General features: G+C 42.0%; 14 protein-coding genes. 8 read left to right on the top strand and 6 right to left on the bottom strand.

What is annotated here, in order from left to right; all coding sequences use genetic code 11:
- Positions 1–76: 76 nt before the first annotated feature.
- The 4 genes from A6J60_RS12790 to rplU all read right to left on the bottom strand — a co-directional run bounded on the left by A6J60_RS12790 (position 77) and on the right by rplU (position 2,929).
- Positions 77–724 (bottom strand): TetR/AcrR family transcriptional regulator, encoded by a 648-nt coding sequence (locus tag A6J60_RS12790; RefSeq protein WP_096066315.1) that lies wholly within the window; start codon positions 722–724, stop codon positions 77–79.
- A gap of 398 nt (positions 725–1,122) precedes the next feature.
- Positions 1,123–1,854, bottom strand: a complete 732-nt coding sequence (gene lolA, locus A6J60_RS12785) for an outer membrane lipoprotein chaperone LolA (protein ID WP_096066314.1) — start codon at positions 1,852–1,854, stop codon at positions 1,123–1,125.
- A gap of 356 nt (positions 1,855–2,210) precedes the next feature.
- A complete protein-coding gene (gene rpmA / locus A6J60_RS12780; RefSeq protein ID WP_019673091.1) occupies positions 2,211–2,468 on the bottom strand; it encodes a 50S ribosomal protein L27 in 258 nt (85 codons plus the stop codon).
- 146 nt (positions 2,469–2,614) lie between these two features.
- Positions 2,615–2,929 carry a 50S ribosomal protein L21 gene (gene rplU / locus A6J60_RS12775; protein ID WP_096066313.1) on the bottom strand — a complete coding sequence of 105 codons (315 nt, stop codon included), beginning with the start codon at positions 2,927–2,929 and terminating at the stop codon, positions 2,615–2,617.
- 698 nt (positions 2,930–3,627) lie between these two features.
- On the opposite strand from rplU, the gene A6J60_RS12770 reads away from it, so the two are divergent.
- The 4 genes from A6J60_RS12770 to A6J60_RS12755 all read left to right on the top strand — a co-directional run bounded on the left by A6J60_RS12770 (position 3,628) and on the right by A6J60_RS12755 (position 11,824).
- The gene (locus tag A6J60_RS12770; protein WP_096066312.1) at positions 3,628–4,647 is read left to right on the top strand and encodes a polyprenyl synthetase family protein; all 1,020 of its coding nucleotides are present in this window, start codon (positions 3,628–3,630) and stop codon (positions 4,645–4,647) included.
- 660 nt (positions 4,648–5,307) lie between these two features.
- Positions 5,308–6,768 carry an efflux RND transporter periplasmic adaptor subunit gene (locus A6J60_RS12765; protein WP_096066311.1) on the top strand — a complete coding sequence of 487 codons (1,461 nt, stop codon included), beginning with the start codon at positions 5,308–5,310 and terminating at the stop codon, positions 6,766–6,768.
- Positions 6,769–6,797: 29 nt separating this feature from the next.
- A complete protein-coding gene (locus A6J60_RS12760) occupies positions 6,798–10,034 on the top strand; it encodes an efflux RND transporter permease subunit (RefSeq protein ID WP_096066310.1) in 3,237 nt (1,078 codons plus the stop codon).
- Positions 10,031–11,824: an efflux transporter outer membrane subunit gene (locus A6J60_RS12755; RefSeq protein WP_227526153.1), complete on the top strand. Its 1,794-nt coding sequence runs from the start codon at positions 10,031–10,033 to the stop codon at positions 11,822–11,824. The genes A6J60_RS12760 and A6J60_RS12755 overlap by 4 nt, the downstream gene beginning before the upstream one ends.
- A 98-nt stretch (positions 11,825–11,922) precedes the next feature.
- Here A6J60_RS12755 and A6J60_RS12750 read toward each other — a convergent pair whose 3' ends face one another.
- Complete coding sequence (locus A6J60_RS12750; RefSeq protein WP_096066309.1) at positions 11,923–12,228, bottom strand: hypothetical protein; 306 nt, start codon at positions 12,226–12,228, stop codon at positions 11,923–11,925.
- 29 nt (positions 12,229–12,257) lie between these two features.
- The gene (locus tag A6J60_RS12745; RefSeq protein ID WP_227526152.1) at positions 12,258–12,836 is read right to left on the bottom strand and encodes a hypothetical protein; all 579 of its coding nucleotides are present in this window, start codon (positions 12,834–12,836) and stop codon (positions 12,258–12,260) included.
- Between the two features lie 397 nt (positions 12,837–13,233).
- Between A6J60_RS12745 and rnhA the strand changes: the two genes are divergently transcribed.
- From rnhA to A6J60_RS12725, 4 genes are all read left to right on the top strand, one after another.
- Positions 13,234–13,749 carry a ribonuclease HI gene (gene rnhA / locus A6J60_RS13755; protein WP_096066307.1) on the top strand — a complete coding sequence of 172 codons (516 nt, stop codon included), beginning with the start codon at positions 13,234–13,236 and terminating at the stop codon, positions 13,747–13,749.
- A 35-nt stretch (positions 13,750–13,784) separates the two neighbouring features.
- The gene (gene dnaQ / locus A6J60_RS13565; RefSeq protein ID WP_413772368.1) at positions 13,785–14,978 is read left to right on the top strand and encodes a DNA polymerase III subunit epsilon; all 1,194 of its coding nucleotides are present in this window, start codon (positions 13,785–13,787) and stop codon (positions 14,976–14,978) included.
- Between the two features lie 98 nt (positions 14,979–15,076).
- Complete coding sequence (locus tag A6J60_RS12730) at positions 15,077–16,861, top strand: hypothetical protein (RefSeq protein WP_096066306.1); 1,785 nt, start codon at positions 15,077–15,079, stop codon at positions 16,859–16,861.
- 212 nt (positions 16,862–17,073) lie between these two features.
- Positions 17,074–17,898, top strand: a complete 825-nt coding sequence (locus A6J60_RS12725; RefSeq protein ID WP_096066305.1) for an RnfABCDGE type electron transport complex subunit B — start codon at positions 17,074–17,076, stop codon at positions 17,896–17,898.
- Positions 17,899–17,981 lie beyond the last annotated feature (83 nt).

Genomic DNA, 17,981 nt, shown 5'->3' with positions numbered 1-17,981 from the left:
CTCAACATTAGATGCTGAGCGCTCTTTTTTGTTCAATATAATGTCTTAAAAGTGATATCGCTTTGGGGCATACGCTCTACCCTAGTATTGTGTCTTTTTTGACTTCAAATAATGACAACACATAATCAATATGCTTTTCAACAACGGCTTCAGAAAACGGATCTTTTCCAGATAAACGTTGATATTGCGGTGCAAAAGTAAAAATAGAAGTCACTGCCCCCATAAACAAATATCGAATATGAAGACTATCACCCTGCGGCATAAGACCCAGTTTTTGCGCTTGTTGTAATAAGTCGAGTTCTGAGTCTGAATACTGGCTTAAATACTCATCGGTAAACCAATTTAACAACTCTAAATCACCGCGGTTGGCCTGAATCATAAACCGATGAAAGTCTGGAAACTCAGCGCTGAACTCAATATAGTGCTTTAATAACTCACGTACTACTTTTTTCTGCTCAACATCACCCAGATCAAGCAATCGTTTTTCAGATTGTGCCGAATAAGTATCAAAGATGGCCTTCGCTGCCGTTTTCCATAGCTCAGCTTTACTGCCAAAATGATGGGTAATCAAAGTATGATTCACCCCTGCACGGCTGGCTATTGCACGTGTCGATACCCCTTCGAATCCTGCCGCTGAAAACTCTTTGATAGCAGCGGTCAGAATTTTATCTTTGGTTTCACGTGCACGTTTTTGCTCAGAACGTTTGGTAACTTTTGCGGTCATCTAGCCCTCGGTATCTGGTAATCGATTTATGGTTAGTCTGTGAGTTTATTCGTTAATTAATTAGCAATATATGATCGGTAATAACTAGCACTTTAATAGATAATACTAAAATAAATTATTATACCAATTCTTCACTGACTTATGTTTAACTCTGCATTTAATCAACTCTCCTAGTTTTTTAGATTATTTTTTTAGATGCTCTTTTTAGATATTTTTTTAAATAATATAAATCTACTTTATTTGGTTAGCTTAATTCTCTTATCTCACCTCAATAAAAAACCCAAGCCGGAGCCTGGGTTTAGTTAAATCTTATTTTATTTAATTAACAACTAATGAGCTGATCTTTTAGTTATAGTGCTGAAATCTTATCAAACTATCAGTTATCAAGTTATCAGTGATTACTGGTTGATAACATCAACACCTTTTGGTGGCGTGAACTTAAATTGGCTGTTAGCAATACTGGTATTTAGTTTAACATTGCTAAAGCGAATGGTCGTCACTTGACCTAAAGAATCACTTAGCACCATCATTACTGGTTTACCGCCATTAAAGCTAATGCTCAAGCTTTTGAAGTTAGTATCATTGGTTTTTGGATACAGCACATAGTAGTTTTTGCTGGCATTAGGCTGAGTAATTTTAAAGTTTTGAGCGATTTTCTTAGGATCACCTGACAATAATAACGCAGGCGTATTACCCAACTGTTTAGAAGCATCTTGACGCGTCACTTGCTCAAGATCTTTGTCATAAACCCATAGTGCGCTGCCATCAGTCACAATAAGCTGCTCGAAAGGTTTGGTGATGCTCCAGCGGAAGTTGTTAGGACGCTTAAGGCTCATGCTACCTGTGAACGATCCATTTTTAGCACTCAGTCCACTTTGACCGCCATTTGCGCCTTTAGTTGACTGTGAAAAGTTAGCCGTCATACTTTTGGTATTGACCAATAGATTGTTCAGTCGCTTAGCTGCTGTCAAATCACTGGCTGCAGCTGCATGCGCTTGAGTTGCCATCATGGCAGGCATGGCTGGTACAGCTACCATCAATGCAGCAACGGTGGCACTGCCCATAATATTTTTAAACGTGTTTTTCTTATTTTTAGTTGATTTTTGTTGTTGGGTATTTGTGTTAAACATAATACGTCCTTTCATTTAGATTAATCAAAAAAGTTTACATTAATGGATAGCGAATAATAAATAGCGATTAATGATAACTTGTAAAAGATGTCTTAAAAACGTTCATCAAGATAATTTTTAATAAGATCTTTAAAACATTCCTTAAAAAAGACATTAACTTAAAATAAAAATAAGTGTTAATGAATTGATGAACAGTGTGCCACGTCTTTTATTACCTGACTAGATGAAAATTGCAAAGAAAACTTCTGTTATGTTACGCTCTGATGAATGGTCACACACAAAAAAGCCCTGATATTACTATCAGGGCTTTTTATTACCAGTAGGTTACGCTACTGGTTAACTGTATTAGCAAATTATTATGCTTGCTCTACAGATACATAGCGACGGTTGAATTTACCTTTGGTGTCAAATTTTACAACACCGTCAGTTAAGGCAAATAAAGTATGGTCACGACCCATGCCTACGCCTTCACCAGCGTGGAATTCTGTACCACGTTGACGAACAATGATATTACCAGCGACAACATCTTGACCACCAAATACTTTTACGCCAAGCATTTTTGGGTTAGAGTCACGACCGTTACGAGTTGAACCTGCGGCTTTTTTATGTGCCATGAGAAATCTCCTTACTGAGACTAATTTATAAAACTTTATTACTATAAAGATATTCTATACTAATTTTTGGCTTTCGTCTGAATCAGCTGAAAGCATCCAAATTATACTAATAATATCTTTATACCTGTAATGGTAAAAACCAGTTATTAAGCATTAATTGCTTTAATTTTAAGAAGTGTGTACCACTGACGGTGGCCTTGTTCTTTATGATAATGCTTACGACGCTTGTGCTTCACGATGCGGATTTTTTTACCGCGGCCGTGCTCTACTACTTCAGCTTCAACGCTTGCGCCTTCAACAACTGGCTGACCGATTTTATAATCATCGCCATCAACAACCATTAATACGTCTTCGATTTTAATGGTTTCGCCTTGCTCAGCCCCTTTAAGAAGCTCAACTTTTAGTAGTTCATCAACGCTTACACGGTGCTGTTTGCCACCACTTTTAATAACTGCGTACATCTTACGACTCCGTTTAACCCGTGTGCCGTGGTTACCAAGCGTATAATATTACTCACTTAATAACGCTTCAGCTTTTGCCTGATCTACGGTCACGACAGGGAAAGTTACAGAAAATATAGCAACCTGACCACTTTGGTCACGTGCCTTGAATATGAAGACGAAATTCTACGCATTTATGACGCAAATTGCAAGGGATGATTACAAATAAAGGCTATGCTATGATGCTTTTTTGTTGCTAATAGCCCATTTTTATTAAATAAGATTAGCTTTAGGCTATTTTTGATATATAGATGATAAAGATAGAATAAACAAGCTAGCTTTGACCGTTAAAAACTATCTGACTAATCAAGTCCATCTTTAGAGCTGCTTAAGCATTCGATCAAACTGCTCAAGCCATTAGTTACATAGAGGTTGGTTACATATAAAATACTATTTATCGTCTCATATCACGTAAAATACAGCGGGCAAAATAAGCACAAATCGCTAATCAGCTTAAAATAATATTAAATTAGCCCCCTAATACACAGCCAGTTAGGTTAAAATCAAACCTACTAAAAAAGCTGACTTATTATTAGCATAAATATTCAAATAGCTTTCTATATAATAGTTAATATTTGACTTTATTATTACCTTATTATTACATTTATCCTTTATTTGTCCTCATCCATCTTAATTATTTTATTGCAGTTGACAGTAATATGACTAATCAAAACACCGCCATCTCAGACAACGCCCCTACTCTTGATTATACCGACATCCAGCAAATCGTCGCTGATGACTTTGCCATTATGGATAAACAAGTCTTTGGTAGCCTAAACTCCAAAGTACAACTGGTGATGAATGTCTCTCAACATGTGATTAATGCTGGCGGTAAGCGTATGCGCCCATTAATTACCTTGTTGTGCTCTCGCCTATGTCAAGATGAGCAGTCAAAAGATGCGATGCATTTAGCCGCTATTACTGAAATGCTGCATACCGCAACATTAGTACATGATGATGTGATCGATGAGTCAGGCCTACGCCGTGGTCGCCCTACTGCAAATGCTACTTGGGATAATGCCACTGCGGTATTGGTTGGTGACTACCTGATTGCTCGCGCCTTTAACTTATTGGTTGGCTTTCAAAGCTTGCCTTTATTACAGCTATTCTCTGATGGCACCTGTGATATTGCCGAAGGCGAAGTACTACAGCTGCAACACCAGCACAACCCATCTGCGACTGAAACAGACTATATCAACATCATCGATGGTAAGACCTCGCGCTTATTCATGATGGCCACTTGCGGTGTCGCTATCTTGCAAAACCGTCCTGAATTCATGCAGCCATTTAGTGACTTTGGTCAACATTTTGGTAATGCGTTTCAGATTATTGATGATGTGCTTGATTACACCGGTGATGCTGACGTTATGGGCAAAAACTTAGGCGATGATCTGGCCGAAGGTAAGCCAACACTACCTACCATCGTAGCCCTACGCTTGCTAAAAGACAGCGATGAGGAAAAGTACAACACCTTACGTATCGCTGTACAGACCGGTAAAGTGGATGATGCGCAAAAGCTTATCGATATCGTCCAAAACTCTGGTGCCTTAGAGTATTGTCGTACCCGAGCCATGGAAGAGACGCGTCTGGCGCAGCAAGCCTTGAATCAATTACCAGACAACCAATATCGTCAAGGCTTATGGCAGTTAACTGAGCTTGCGAGTTCACGTCTGGCTTAATGTTAGACCTAATATTAGCTAGCGCTAACAGCGATAATAGATGCCTTAATCGAGCTGAAATTTATTGTAAATAAGATAACGATTACAACGCAAATTTGTTATACTTTACACCTGTAATATATAATAACCCCAGTTAAAACACAGTAAAGCCATAAACATCTGACTTTGCTAAGCTTCTGGGGTTCGTTTATAGTTTGGCAGCGACTGTATTTCGGCAAATTGTCATAGCATCAAAACATTGGTTGCATCAAAACATGCAGCGTTATAGAAAACCACAGTTGTGGTTTTTTATTTGTCTGGTTTAATATTTCAATTAAAATTCATCTTATTCGACGAGAATTTCCTATAACTGTTTGACCTATTTAAATAATCGTCATATTGCTGTAATCACTACGGATGGTTATTGATAAGTTTTGATTGATAGTCTAACCACTTAGGTGTTACAAATTTAACACAAGCAGCCTGATTAACATTGCTAAAGTACAGATATTTGTAACGATTATTCAAACGATAAGCTGTGAATGCTTTAAGTACCTAAATGACCAGAATATCAACTTTGTTGGTATTCATCTGGCCAAAAAAATATTGAATTTATATTGCTAGTTCATTAACGTATAACTTATTACTTACTTGTGATGACCCAAATTAAGGTTTTTTTACATGAAACGATCACATCTTTATCTCGCTATTAGCCTCGCTGTATCCGGTCTGTTCATTGCTGGTTGTAACTCGAAACAAGATGAAGCAGATGCAGCCGCCGCTCAACAGCAAATGCCGCCTGCTACCGTCGACGTGATGCCAGTGCAATTCCAAACGGTGCCTTTAATTAAAGAGTTCTCAGGACGTATTGCCGCTTACGAACAGGCCGCTATTAGACCGCAGATTACTGGGGTAATTGATGAAATCTTGTATCGTGAAGGCGGTATGGTACAAAAGGGTCAGCCTTTATACCGCTTAAGCGATGAAAACTATGAGTCATCACAAGCTGCAGGTCAAGCAGCGGTGCAACAGGCGTTAGCGAACGTTGAGACTGCAAAAGCAAGCTATAACAATAGTGTGGCAAATATTGAGTCACGTAAAGCTGAGCTAGAGCAAGCCCTTGATGATGTCAATCGCTTGCGTCCATTGCTATCTAAGCAAGCCATCTCGGAGCAGATGTTTAGACAAACGGAAACACGTGCCAAAACCGCAAAAGCGGCGTATGAAAGTGCCGTGGCGTCAGCGCAACAAGCACAAGCAAATATCGCCAGTGCAGAAGCCGCCGTTGCTACCGCAAAAGCTGAGCTATCTGGTAGCCAATTAAATGTTGACCGCACAACCGTTGTGGCCCCTATCTCAGGTATTACTGAGCGTTCAGGCTTAACTGTTGGCGCATTAGTCAATGCCAACCAACCGGACCCACTGGTTACCATTTCAAAGATTAATCCGATCTATGTTGATATCAGTCAGTCTTCAGCAGACTTATTAAGACTGAAGCAGCAACAAATGCAAGGCGAGCTTCAAGGCGGCAGCAGCCGCGTTGAGCTGGTATTAGAAGATGGTACCCCTTATCCAGAAGCAGGACAACTGCTATTGGCAGAAGCCAAAGTCAACGAAGACTCAGGTGCTGTTACCCTACGCGCCATCTTTGATAACGAACGTTATTTGTTACTACCAGGCATGTATGTCAAAGCACGACTGATGCAAGGTATGATTAACAATGCAGTGCTATTGCCACAAAGTGCGCTTAAACGTACACCTAAAGGCGGTACTCAGGTTTATGTCGTCGATGGTGAAGACAAACTGCAAGTACGTGAAGTCACCACCGAAGGGACTTTCCAGGGTAATTGGATCATCACTGATGGCTTAAAAAGTGGCGAGCGCGTTGTGGTCGTAGGCGGTGCAAACTTACAGCCTGAGACCAAAGTCTCTCCAAGACCTTGGCAACCAAAGCCTGCAAATAATGGAGCAGCGCCAAAAGGCCCGGTAGCACCACAACAAGGTCAAACAGGTAAAGGACCAGTTGCGCCACAAGGTCAAAGCAGTAAAGGCCCTGTAGCACCTGAGAAGAACTCTGAAGCAAAAGCGCCAGCAGCACCGGCGACTGAACAATCTTCAGAACAAGATTCTGCTGCAAACTAACCCAAAAATAGGCAGACAAGGAATTTATCATGTCACGATTTTTTATTGATCGCCCTATTTTTGCATGGGTGATTGCAATCTTAATCATGTTACTGGGTGTCATATCGGTCATTAATTTACCGATTGAACAGTACCCACGTATTGCGCCGCCAACGGTTAACGTGAGTGCCAGCTATCCAGGTGCTGATGCGCAAACCGTCGAAGACTCGGTTGTTCAGATTATCGAGCAACGTATGAAAGGTCTTGATGGCTTAATGTACATGTCTTCTAGTAGCTCATCTAGTGGCAGCGGTTCGGTTACCTTAACCTTTGAAAACGGTACTGATCCTGATACAGCACAAGTTCAAGTCCAAAACAAGCTTCAATCAGCAATGAGCTCATTGCCAGAGCCTGTACAGCGTCAAGGGGTTAACGTTAATAAGTCCTCTAGTGGCTTTATGATGGTTTATGGCTTCATCTCTGAAGACGGCTCAATGGACAACGTTGATATTGCCGACTATGTTGCCTCTAATATCGTTGACCAAATCAGCCGTGTTGATGGTGTCGGTGAGGTACAACTATTCGGTTCCTCTTATGCGATGCGTGTTTGGTTGCAGCCAGACCGTCTGCGCAGTTTCAATCTGGTACCCAGTGACGTTGTTAATGCAATCCGCGCACAGAACACTCAGGTTTCTGCCGGCCAATTGGGTCAAGTTCCTGCAAATACTGATGAACAGGTTATCAACGCCACGGTAACGGTTCAAAGCTATCTACAAACACCTCAGCAGTTTGAAGATATCCTGATCAAAACCGATAACACCGGTGCCCAAGTTCGCCTAGGGGATGTGGCAAAAGTTGAAATGGGTAATGAAAGTTACCGTGTACAAGCCTTATATAATGGTAAAGCTTCTTCTGGTATTGGTATCTCACTGGCACCAGGATCTAATGCGCTTGAAACCAGACAACTGGTTGAAGATCGTATGGCTGAACTTGAAGCAAACTTCCCACAAGGCTTGGCTTCTGTTGTCCCTTATGACACCACACCTTTCGTTAAATTATCTATTGAGCAGGTTGTTAAAACATTAATTGAAGCAATTATTTTAGTCTTCTTGGTTATGTTTTTATTCCTGCAAAATTGGCGCGCCACTATTATTCCAACCCTAGCTGTACCTGTTGTATTACTAGGTACTTTTGGTGTGCTCTATGTGGCAGGCTTTAGTATTAACGTTTTAACCATGTTCGCGATGGTACTGTCCATTGGTCTACTGGTGGATGACGCCATTGTTGTGGTCGAAAACGTCGAACGTATTTTGGAAGAAAATCCGGATATCTCCGTCCATGATGCCACTGTGCAGTCGATGGGAGAAATCAGTAAAGTTGTTATCGGTATCGCTCTGATTCTAGCGGCGGTATTCGTACCAATGGCATTCTTTGGTGGCTCTACTGGGGTAATTTATCGCCAGTTCTCAATTACCTTGATTACCAGTATGGCACTTTCGGCAGTGGTTGCTTTGATATTTACACCTGCCTTATGTGTGACTTTACTAAAACGTCAACGTAAAAAAGAAGGTGAGAAAAAAGGCTTCTTTGGTTGGTTCAACCGCACATTTGATAAAACAAGTCGTTCATACGAAGGTTTTATTGGTAAAAGTATCAACCTAAAATGGCTATACGCTTTAGGCTATGCGGCTATTATCGGTATTATGGCTGTTGTATTCATGCGTATTCCAGGCTCATTCTTGCCTGAAGAAGACCAAGGTATTATGATTGCTTTGGTTCAGCTGCCCTCTGGTTCTACCCTAGATGATACTCAAGACGTATTAGAAAAAGTTCGTACCTATTACGACACTCAAGAGGAAGATAATGTTGCCTCTGTGTTTACCGTCGCTGGTTTTAGTTTTGCTGGCCAAGGTCAAAACATGGGTATTGCCTTTATTCGCCTTTCTGACTGGGATGGCCGTGTTGGTGAAGAAAACTCAGCACAGGCTATTGCAGATCGGGCAATGGGTTACTTCTTTACTCAAATTAATGAAGCGCAAGTATATGCTATTGTACCGCCAGCCATTACAGAGCTAGGTAACGCCAGTGGCTTTGACTTAATGCTTCAAGATGTGGGTAACGTCGGACATGAAGGATTGCTTGCCGCACGTAACCAGTTACTGGGCATGGCAGGCCAAAATGACCAAGTCGCTGGTGTGCGTCCGAATGGTCAAGAAGATGCCCCTCAGTTAAAAGTTAATATTGATCATGAACAAGCCAGTGCTTATGGACTGTCTATTCAGGGTATTAATAGTGTCATTTCAACCGCTTGGGGTTCTTCTTATGTTAATGACTTCGTAGACAGAGGTCGTATTAAGCGTGTATTCGTTCAAGGTGAAGCAGACAGTCGTACTAACCCTGAAGATATTAACAAGTGGTATGTGCGTAATGAAGCAGGCCAAATGATTTCATTTGATGCGTTTTCTAATAGTGAATGGCAATATGCTTCCCCACGACTAACGCGTTATAACAGCTTTCCATCTATGAACATTCAAGGTAACGCAGCACCAGGTATGAGTACCGGTGAAGCAATGACGGCTATGGAACAGATGATCGGTCAGTTACCTGAAGGTATTGGTTATGAGTGGACCGGATTGTCACTTGAAGAAAAAAAATCTGGTGCACAAGCTCCGCTGTTATATGCACTATCTATTTTGGTTGTCTTCTTATGTCTGGCTGCCTTATATGAAAGCTGGTCAATACCCTTTGCGGTAATTTTAGTGATACCATTAGGGGTTGTTGGTGCGGTATTATTTACTTGGTTTAGACAATTTGCTAACGATATTTACTTGCAGGTGGGTCTGTTAACCGTCGTCGGTTTGTCCGCTAAAAACGCTATTTTGATTATTGAGTTTGCCAAAGAACACCAAGAGGAAGGAAACTCGCTACGCGATGCGGTAATGCTCGCAGCAAGACAGCGTTTGCGTCCGATCATCATGACTTCATTGGCATTTGGTCTGGGTGTTGTTCCTTTATATCTTGCAACTGGTCCTGGTGCAGGTAGCCAAAACGCGATTGGTACCAGTGTGGTTGGCGGTGTTATTACAGCGACCTTCTTGGGTATTTTCTTCATCCCAATGTTCTATGTTTGGGTGCGCTCAGTATTTAAATACAAAGGCAATAACAATGGTGGTAATGGACCTACTTCGGGTTCAACACCTTCGACGCCAAACGCACCTGCTCATTCACCTGATAGCACTGTAGTAACGCCTACTACCCCAGCTAATTTTGGAGACAACACTCAATGATGACATCTTCATTTAATATCCTTAATCAAAAAGATCGAACCGTGAGTGCCCGAACTATGACTACGACTAAAAAAATGTCACGCTTGTTTGGTTTGTCAACCTTGGCGATTGCTATTAGTGCTTGTCAAACCATTCCAAAAGCGGAAACTGATCCTGTTGTTGCTCGCCCTAACCTGCCACTAGCAGGTGAAGGCTATGAGCTAACAGATCCCAATCAGCCGCCGATTAGTCATGCGGCTGTGCGCTGGCAAAGCTTTTATACTGACCCTAAACTACAACAGTTAATTCAGCTTGGTCTTGATAACAATAAAGACGTTAGACAAGCAGTACTGGCGATTCAAAGAGCGCAAGCTCAGTATCGAATCACAGACAGCAGAGACTTGCCGAGTGTCGAAGCCAATGGCTCTTATTCACGTGGCAGTGAGATGGGCTATAACAACGATGGCAATAGATTCCAAGTTGGCTTAGGTATGTCAAGCTATGAGCTCGACTTTTGGGGCAGAATTCGCAACCTAAAAGAGCAGGCTTTAGAAGAGTATCTAGCGACAACCGCTGCTAAAGAAACCGCTCAAGTAAGCTTAATTGCAAACATTGCGCGTAACTATGTCAACTTAAGCTATCAGTTGAAACAGCTTGAACTGGCGAAAAGTACACTTGAGAGTCGTGAGCGCTCTTTATACATTACTCGAGCACGCTTAGAAGCTGGGATTGACCCTAAGTCCCCTTCATTACAGGCAGCAGCATCGGCCGAAACAGCGCGCATTGCTGCCTACGACGCTGAAAGCAACATCTTAAAAGCTCGTAACGCCCTAAAATACTTGGTCGGCGCGCCTATCACAGAAGACATGCTACCAGAGCCTGCAGTTTCTTCGATCACTTCTAGTCAAGTACTTAGCGCAGGCCTACCAAGTGAGCTACTTCAGTTACGTCCAGATGTGGTACAAGCAGAACACAGATTAAAGGCAGCGGGTGCCAATATTGAGGTAGCGCGTGCTGCTTATTACCCAACCATCAGCTTAACCGGTAACTTAGGCTATCGCAGTGATAGCTTATCGGACTTGTTTAACAGCAGTTCAGCGAGCTGGTCATTTGGGCCTTCTATTAATCTGCCTATCTTTGATGCCGGTCAGCGTGATGCCAATTATGAAGTGGCTCAGGTTGAACGTGATCAAGCGTTGGCTGAGTATGAAAATACGATTGAGAATGCGTTTAGAGAAGTCAATGATGTTCTTGCAGATCGTGCCACGTTATTACAAAGAACGGAGTCTCAATACCGTGTTCAAGACAGCTTCTCACAAATCTTAGAAGTAGCGCAAGCACGATTTGAAGCGCAAGTGGATGACTATCTAAGTGTGCTTGATGCGGAACGTTCATTGTTCTCTGCACAGCAAAGCATCTTAAATCTGGAGCAAGAGCGTCTTACCAACCAGATTGATCTATATGAAGCTTTAGGCGGTGGTGCTAACTTGAATACGGCAACTGTACCTGTGGCGCGTAACCGCAACTTGGTCAATGTATTCGATGGTAAATCTGACCAACAGCAAAAAGCTGAAATCATCAGAGCAACCAGTGGTCCAAATGTAATCTCTGCGCAGCAAGCCGATGCGATTGAAGCAGCAAAACCAATACCTGCTTATAAACAACAGCAGCAAGCAACACCGGTTCGCACTTCTACCTCGCAACCGCAACCTGCACCACAGCAACCGGTTGCACCGGCTAATACTTCAGATGAGTCTAGCAATGAAGCAGATGTTTATATTACCCCTGTAAACCCTGCTAATAGCAATTAGTCTGAGTGATTGTTATATAGATAGTCTAAATACAAAAAAACCGCTTCTTATTGAGGCGGTTTTTTTGTTATCTCATTAAGATATTTACTAAACTCTTTTTAATCGGGTAAGTCGTGACGAATATGATCTGGACTTAACCCAAAAGAGAAAACAAAAGTGGCTGATACACTATTGACGATAATAAATGCCCAATCAAAACCCTCATGGCCAAGCACAAAACGTCCCAACAATGTCGAGATAATAAGCATTACTAGCAAGAATAAAGCCAAAATCTGGATTACTTTAGGATGTTGTAAGCTATAAGCTTGCTCAGGACGTGGTCCATTTTCTAACACATAAATACGCACTGCCCAGCCAGCCGCATAAGCCAATGCACCCAATAATAAGTAATTTAAAAAACCCATGTTACTCTACCCTTTTGCTTGTTGCTGACTTATTCAGTATCCACTTTACCGATTGGCTTAACCGTAATGTTACTCATGTCTTCTTCACTAACTAAGTCCATATTGACGTTGTCATCACAGGCTACCTTGTAAATGGTATTTGCTCCTTGCAAGATGAATCCTAAATATGGGCTATCTAGGGTTGGATTGATATTGACGTAAGCAGACTTAATATGGCCTAGCACCAGTACTCGATCTGGACGACCAATCATGGCTGTCAGATTGTTTTTGTCGATTGAAAAGTACTTTTCTGTTTGATCCAAATCGATCGGCTCTAAAGGCTCAGGATCATCCCAAACTCTACCAGCAGACTTTGGCTCTTTCATCTGCATCACTAGGCCCTGATCTTGGGTGCTGATTTTGATTTGAGCCGGTTCATCTTTGCTGACGGTGTAACACCCTGCAAATACTTCATCGTACTGATTGGCTGCCACTTGTGCGTCGCTAGCATTAGTGTTGTCGCCAGTGCTTTGACTGTCATCGTTATTGTTACTACAGGCTGAAACCATAAACACTGCACTCAGCATCAAGGCAGTAAAAGCAGGTTTTTTCATCGTATAAAAGTTCAAAATAATATTCCTAATCGCCCCAGTGTGGGTAAAAGTAGCAGCTATTGCTGAAAATATAAAATAAGGTCATTAATAGACTAACTATTAGCCTTAAGGCTGTTTTTTCAGGTGTTGTAGATATCAATAATCATGATACGTATACCCTAATCAAACACTGCGCCCATTTTAACAAACTTAAAGCAACTTGGTACGATTGTTATCATTTAAAACCAACAGTCAGACGCTGACAATAAATAAGTTGAAGGCGCAAATGGGCAGTGATTTTTGATATACTAACCGCAATAATAGTTTTACTATTAATCCTACTTAACATGTTACCTTTTGACTTGTTATTAGCGTTAACATTGTCATTTTAAAACCTGTCACATTTTAGATTTAAATTTTTGAGTGAGCATCTATGTCTGTACTAAATCCTAAACCTAATACCACTGTGGCGTTTACCGACGGCGCCTGTAAAGGTAACCCTGGTCCAGGCGGTTGGGGTGCATTTTTAGTGTTTAGTGATGGTCAGCAGGCTGAACATTTTGGTGGCGATGCGCACACTACCAATAACCAAATGGAGCTTATGGGTGCCATTGTTGCTCTAGAAAAAAGCCCGCAAGACCAAACCCTTGAAATTTGGACCGACTCAAGTTATGTCAAAAATGGTATCACCCAATGGATTGACAATTGGAAGAAAAAAGGTTGGAAGACAGCAGCGAACAAACCGGTTAAAAATCAGGAACTGTGGCAACGATTAGATGCGCTACAGCAAAACCGTGATGTTAGCTGGCACTGGGTGAAAGGTCATGCCGGACATGAAGGTAATGAAAAAGCCGATGAGCTGGCCAATAGAGGTATCCTTGAGTCTTCAGAGTCCCCATCAGCACCTGCAGGCGACTCAAATGAATCAGAAGCCTTAAAAAAAAACTGAATAATTCGGCAACTACGACTCAAACAGAAGATAGCTTGGCAACTCAAACCCCAAGCCAAAAACAGCAAAGCCAAGCACAAGAAATCGAAGCTCGAAAAAACCAAGCTCAAAAAATGAACGATCATTCAACGACAGACTATTTATCTCATTCATCAGCAGTCGATAGCGCACAATCAACTTCAGATGATTGGCTGTTTAGCGACCCTTTAGGCTTTGATGATGTTGTCGCTGATGAACCCTATCCTATAGAAGATAACGATAACACCATGAACCAAACTTTTAACGACCCACTAGATCAAAACATGCCTGTTGATGCGCCCATAGTAGAGACAACAGAAACTGAATTGGTTGAAGCAGAGATTGAATTTGACGGTGATACCAGTCGTGCTAACCCCCATTTTAAGCCGTTATTGCCAAAGCCTATTCATAGCGGTGAGTCTGGTCGTCAGCTTATTATGGATACCGAGACCACAGGTCTGGACGCACTCAAAGGGGACCGCATCATTGAGGTAGGTATCGTAGAGCTGGTGAACCGCAAATTCACCGGTGAAAAGCTGCACGTCTATATCAACCCTCAACGCGGTATGGATGAAGAAGTTATTCGCGTTCACGGTATTTCTGAAGCCTTTTTAGCCGATAAACCAACCTTCGATAAAGTTGCTCAGCAGCTGTATGACTTTATGCTTGGCGCTGAAGTTATCGCTCACAACGCGCCGTTCGATATCAGCTTCTTATCGATGGAGTTTGATAAAGTTGGTTTGACAGATTTTGCTGAAAAAATCACCGTTACCGACTCATTAGTACTGGCTAAACAACAATATCCTGGCCAAAAGAACACCTTGGATGCATTAGTACGCCGTCTAAACGTTGGTAAAATGGACCGTACCTTCCATGGAGCATTACTTGACTCCGAGATTTTAGCAGAAGTGTATTTGGCCATGACAGGTGGCCAGGTTGCCCTTGCTATTGATGAGGACATTCAGACCGAAGGGGCAAGTTCACACGCTAACTTTAGTCATTTGGCTGACAAACTTTTGGCGGCTAAAGCTCAATTTAACGACCATGTTAGCTGGGTAGCAAAATTAGTTGGCAAGCATCCAAGTTTAGCAGACACTCAAGGCATCACCTGTTTTCATCAAGTGGTCGATCCGCAATCGCTACCTAGCATGCTGTATCAAAAATCAGCCACTCAGCAGCCTTTAGCGCATAACCTGTATCTTAGTAGCTAATTGATTAGATCAATTATTAGATAAATGATGAGCAAGTAGAGCTTATGAGCAAATCAAGCTAAAACCTAAAATGGACTTTTTTATTAACCGGTACTCTTATGACAGCAGCACACACGCAACCAGCCACTCAAGCAATCAGTGTTACAAACTTTGATCTGAATTCTTTGTATCTATTGCGTCCTGAGATTAAGACCACACTGAGGGTTGCTGAGCAGCATCTAACTGAGTTTTATGATGACATCGAGCAAGCACCGCTACTGCTCGATTCAGTTGCCTCATTTCAGCAATTGACCGCTGTCCTTGAGCTGATTGATTTATCAGGAGCTAGCCAACTAACAAAGGCAATTGCACAAGCGCTGCAACACCTATATGAGCAAGGGAATAATCAAAACAAACCGCTTATTCTTTCCCTGTCACAAGCAGTGATGATATTAGAGCGCTATATTGAGTTTGTGCTGTTACAAGAAACCGTAGAGCCCTCTTTGCTACTGCCTATTATTAACCAGTTATTACAGCTGATTGGTCAATCTACGCTTGCTAAAAACGACCTTATCTCTGATGACTTTAGTCAAATCACTCTAGCCAACCCTGCTCAAAACTTTCAATCCATCACTGAGCTTGGCTTAGATCAGTCGCTACTAGCAACCGCCTATCGTTCTGGATTGGCAGTGGCTTTATCCGTCAAAGCCGATGTGCCTAATCATACAGGTCAGCCACAACTAACCAACGACCAGCTACAAAAACTGGATGCGATGTTCCAGGCTTGTCACCGAGTTGCCCAAAAATCATCCAGCTTATTCTGGCAGGCGGCACAAGCCGCTACCAAAGATTTGGCCAAAATATTGCCATTAAACGAAGCGCAAAAACGCCTCTTTATATTTTTAGATCAACAGTTCCATAACTACCTGCCAGCAGACGATCAACGCTTTGCCGACTTGGTAAGCTTTGCCTGTTTACAATCCAATGAATGGGCGGTCCAATTAAAACAAAGCCTTGAACATAATCAGCTCGATAAAGCGCAGCTCAATCAGTTTGCGCACTTTATGTATGGGCCTGATCAAAAGATTGCTACCCAATTAAATGAGCTATTACAGCAAGAGATTAGTGATATTAAAGTTGAAGTGCATGCGCTAGTCAATGATGGCAGCCAAAGCGAGCCTGTAGACGTTAGTTTTGATGATATCAATCACAAATTACTGGCACTTGCCTCAACCTTTGACTTATTAAAACTAGCACCAGTGGCAAATACTCTACGCCAAAGCGCTCAGCAACTGTCACAATGGCAACAGCCCTCTGATCAACAATTAGATAGCTTTTTAGCAGACTTGATTCAAGCAGAAAACGCGGCTATTCGCATGTCAAATGCACATACTCCAGGTGCGCAGGCATGGCAACTCAATAACGCGAGTATTTCTATTCATCAGCTGCAGTCTGCTTATCAAGACCTAACTGAACAATGTCGTCAATTATTGCGCCGTCTAGAACGCAGTATCAGTGATTATCTAGATCCAATTAATCCGGCGCATCAGGCTAATGTATTAGGTGCAGAAGAGACAGATGGGTCACAATATCCAGATGAACTATTACATCAGATTCCACAGACCTTAAAGCAAGTTGCCGGTGCTATTCGCTTTTTAGAGTTAACAGATGCGGCAAACATACTCAATCATTTGGCCCTATATTTAGAAGATACCTTTTATCAAGACGGTCAAACACTGATTAAACGCGACGCGCACAGCTATGCACAATTTGCTAAAGTGGCTGATGTATTATTAGCTGTTGATCATCAGCTGAGCGCACGTCAGCAGCAACATCCGTTAGGTAAGCATGCGCTACACGTTGGAAACAGCAGCTTATACCAACTGCTTAGTTTAGCGGCATAAAACGGCATGATATAAGTGCTATGCTTAGGCTATTTTAGTTGTATTAACGCCGCTCTAAACAGCCTTATTTCTTACGATTTTAAGCTGCTCAGTACGTGACTTAACTATCTAGATTTCTACTTATTTTAGTTTTTATTTATTTCTATTAGTTATTCTATTAGCCAGCTTTTAGCAGGATAGCTTGGCTATATGAACCAGATGTGAGGTTATTAGTGATACCTGAACGCTTGGACAATCTACCGATTTTATTTGATCGCCTAAATTTGCAACAGTTATCCGCTGAGCAGCAACAAACTATAGCTGCCGTTGATGCGTGTCTGCCTCAGACTCAGTGTGGCTTATGTGATCATTCAGACGGCTGCTTGCCTTATGCGGTTGCAATCGTAACAGAGGATGAGCCGCACAACAGATGTGTTCCAGGTGGTCAGCCGGTTAGTAATGCCATCGCTACGATTATGCAACGTGAGACTTTGATTGCTCGTGAATCGCCTTGGCCTGTTGACCCTAATACTCAAAGACCAACTGAGGTGCGCGCCGTCATTCGTGAAGATGACTGTATTGGCTGCACCAAATGCATACCTGCCTGCCCTGTCGATGCCATCGTAGGCACTGGCAAGCACATGCACACCATCATTACTGATCTATGCACTGGGTGTGAGTTATGCCTACCGCCCTGCCCTGTAGACTGCATTGACCTAGTGCAAGTACCACGCGCATCAGAGCTTGAAACTGCTGAATATCGAGATAAGGAGCAGGCTCATCTTCGCGGCCGCTATCATACTCACTTGAATCGAGTGGCTCAGCAAATGACGGACAAAAGCCATGCTAAGCCAGTGACCAGTATGGTAGAGACTTTGTTAGGTAATGCCTCACATCAAAGCTTAGATATCGATGCCCAAAAAGCAAAAGCTACCATTGCCGCCGCAAAATTACGCACTAAAATCAAAAAGTTAGAAAAACAGCTGAGTGTGCGCGCTAACGATAAAAAACAAGCAGAGCTGGATGATTTAAAGCAGCAATTAGCGCAGCTTGACTAGGCTAAAATCTAACAATGATTATGAACATTGATAGCAATAACAGTGATCATTTGTTTGATTAATTAATTAATTAATTAATGAAT

It is taken from the genome of Psychrobacter sp. FDAARGOS_221, assembly GCF_002313155.2.
Taxonomy (GTDB): Bacteria; Pseudomonadota; Gammaproteobacteria; order Pseudomonadales; family Moraxellaceae; genus Psychrobacter.
The sequence above is the reverse complement of the archived record's forward strand: the minus strand, read 5'-3'. Positions and strand labels throughout refer to the sequence as shown.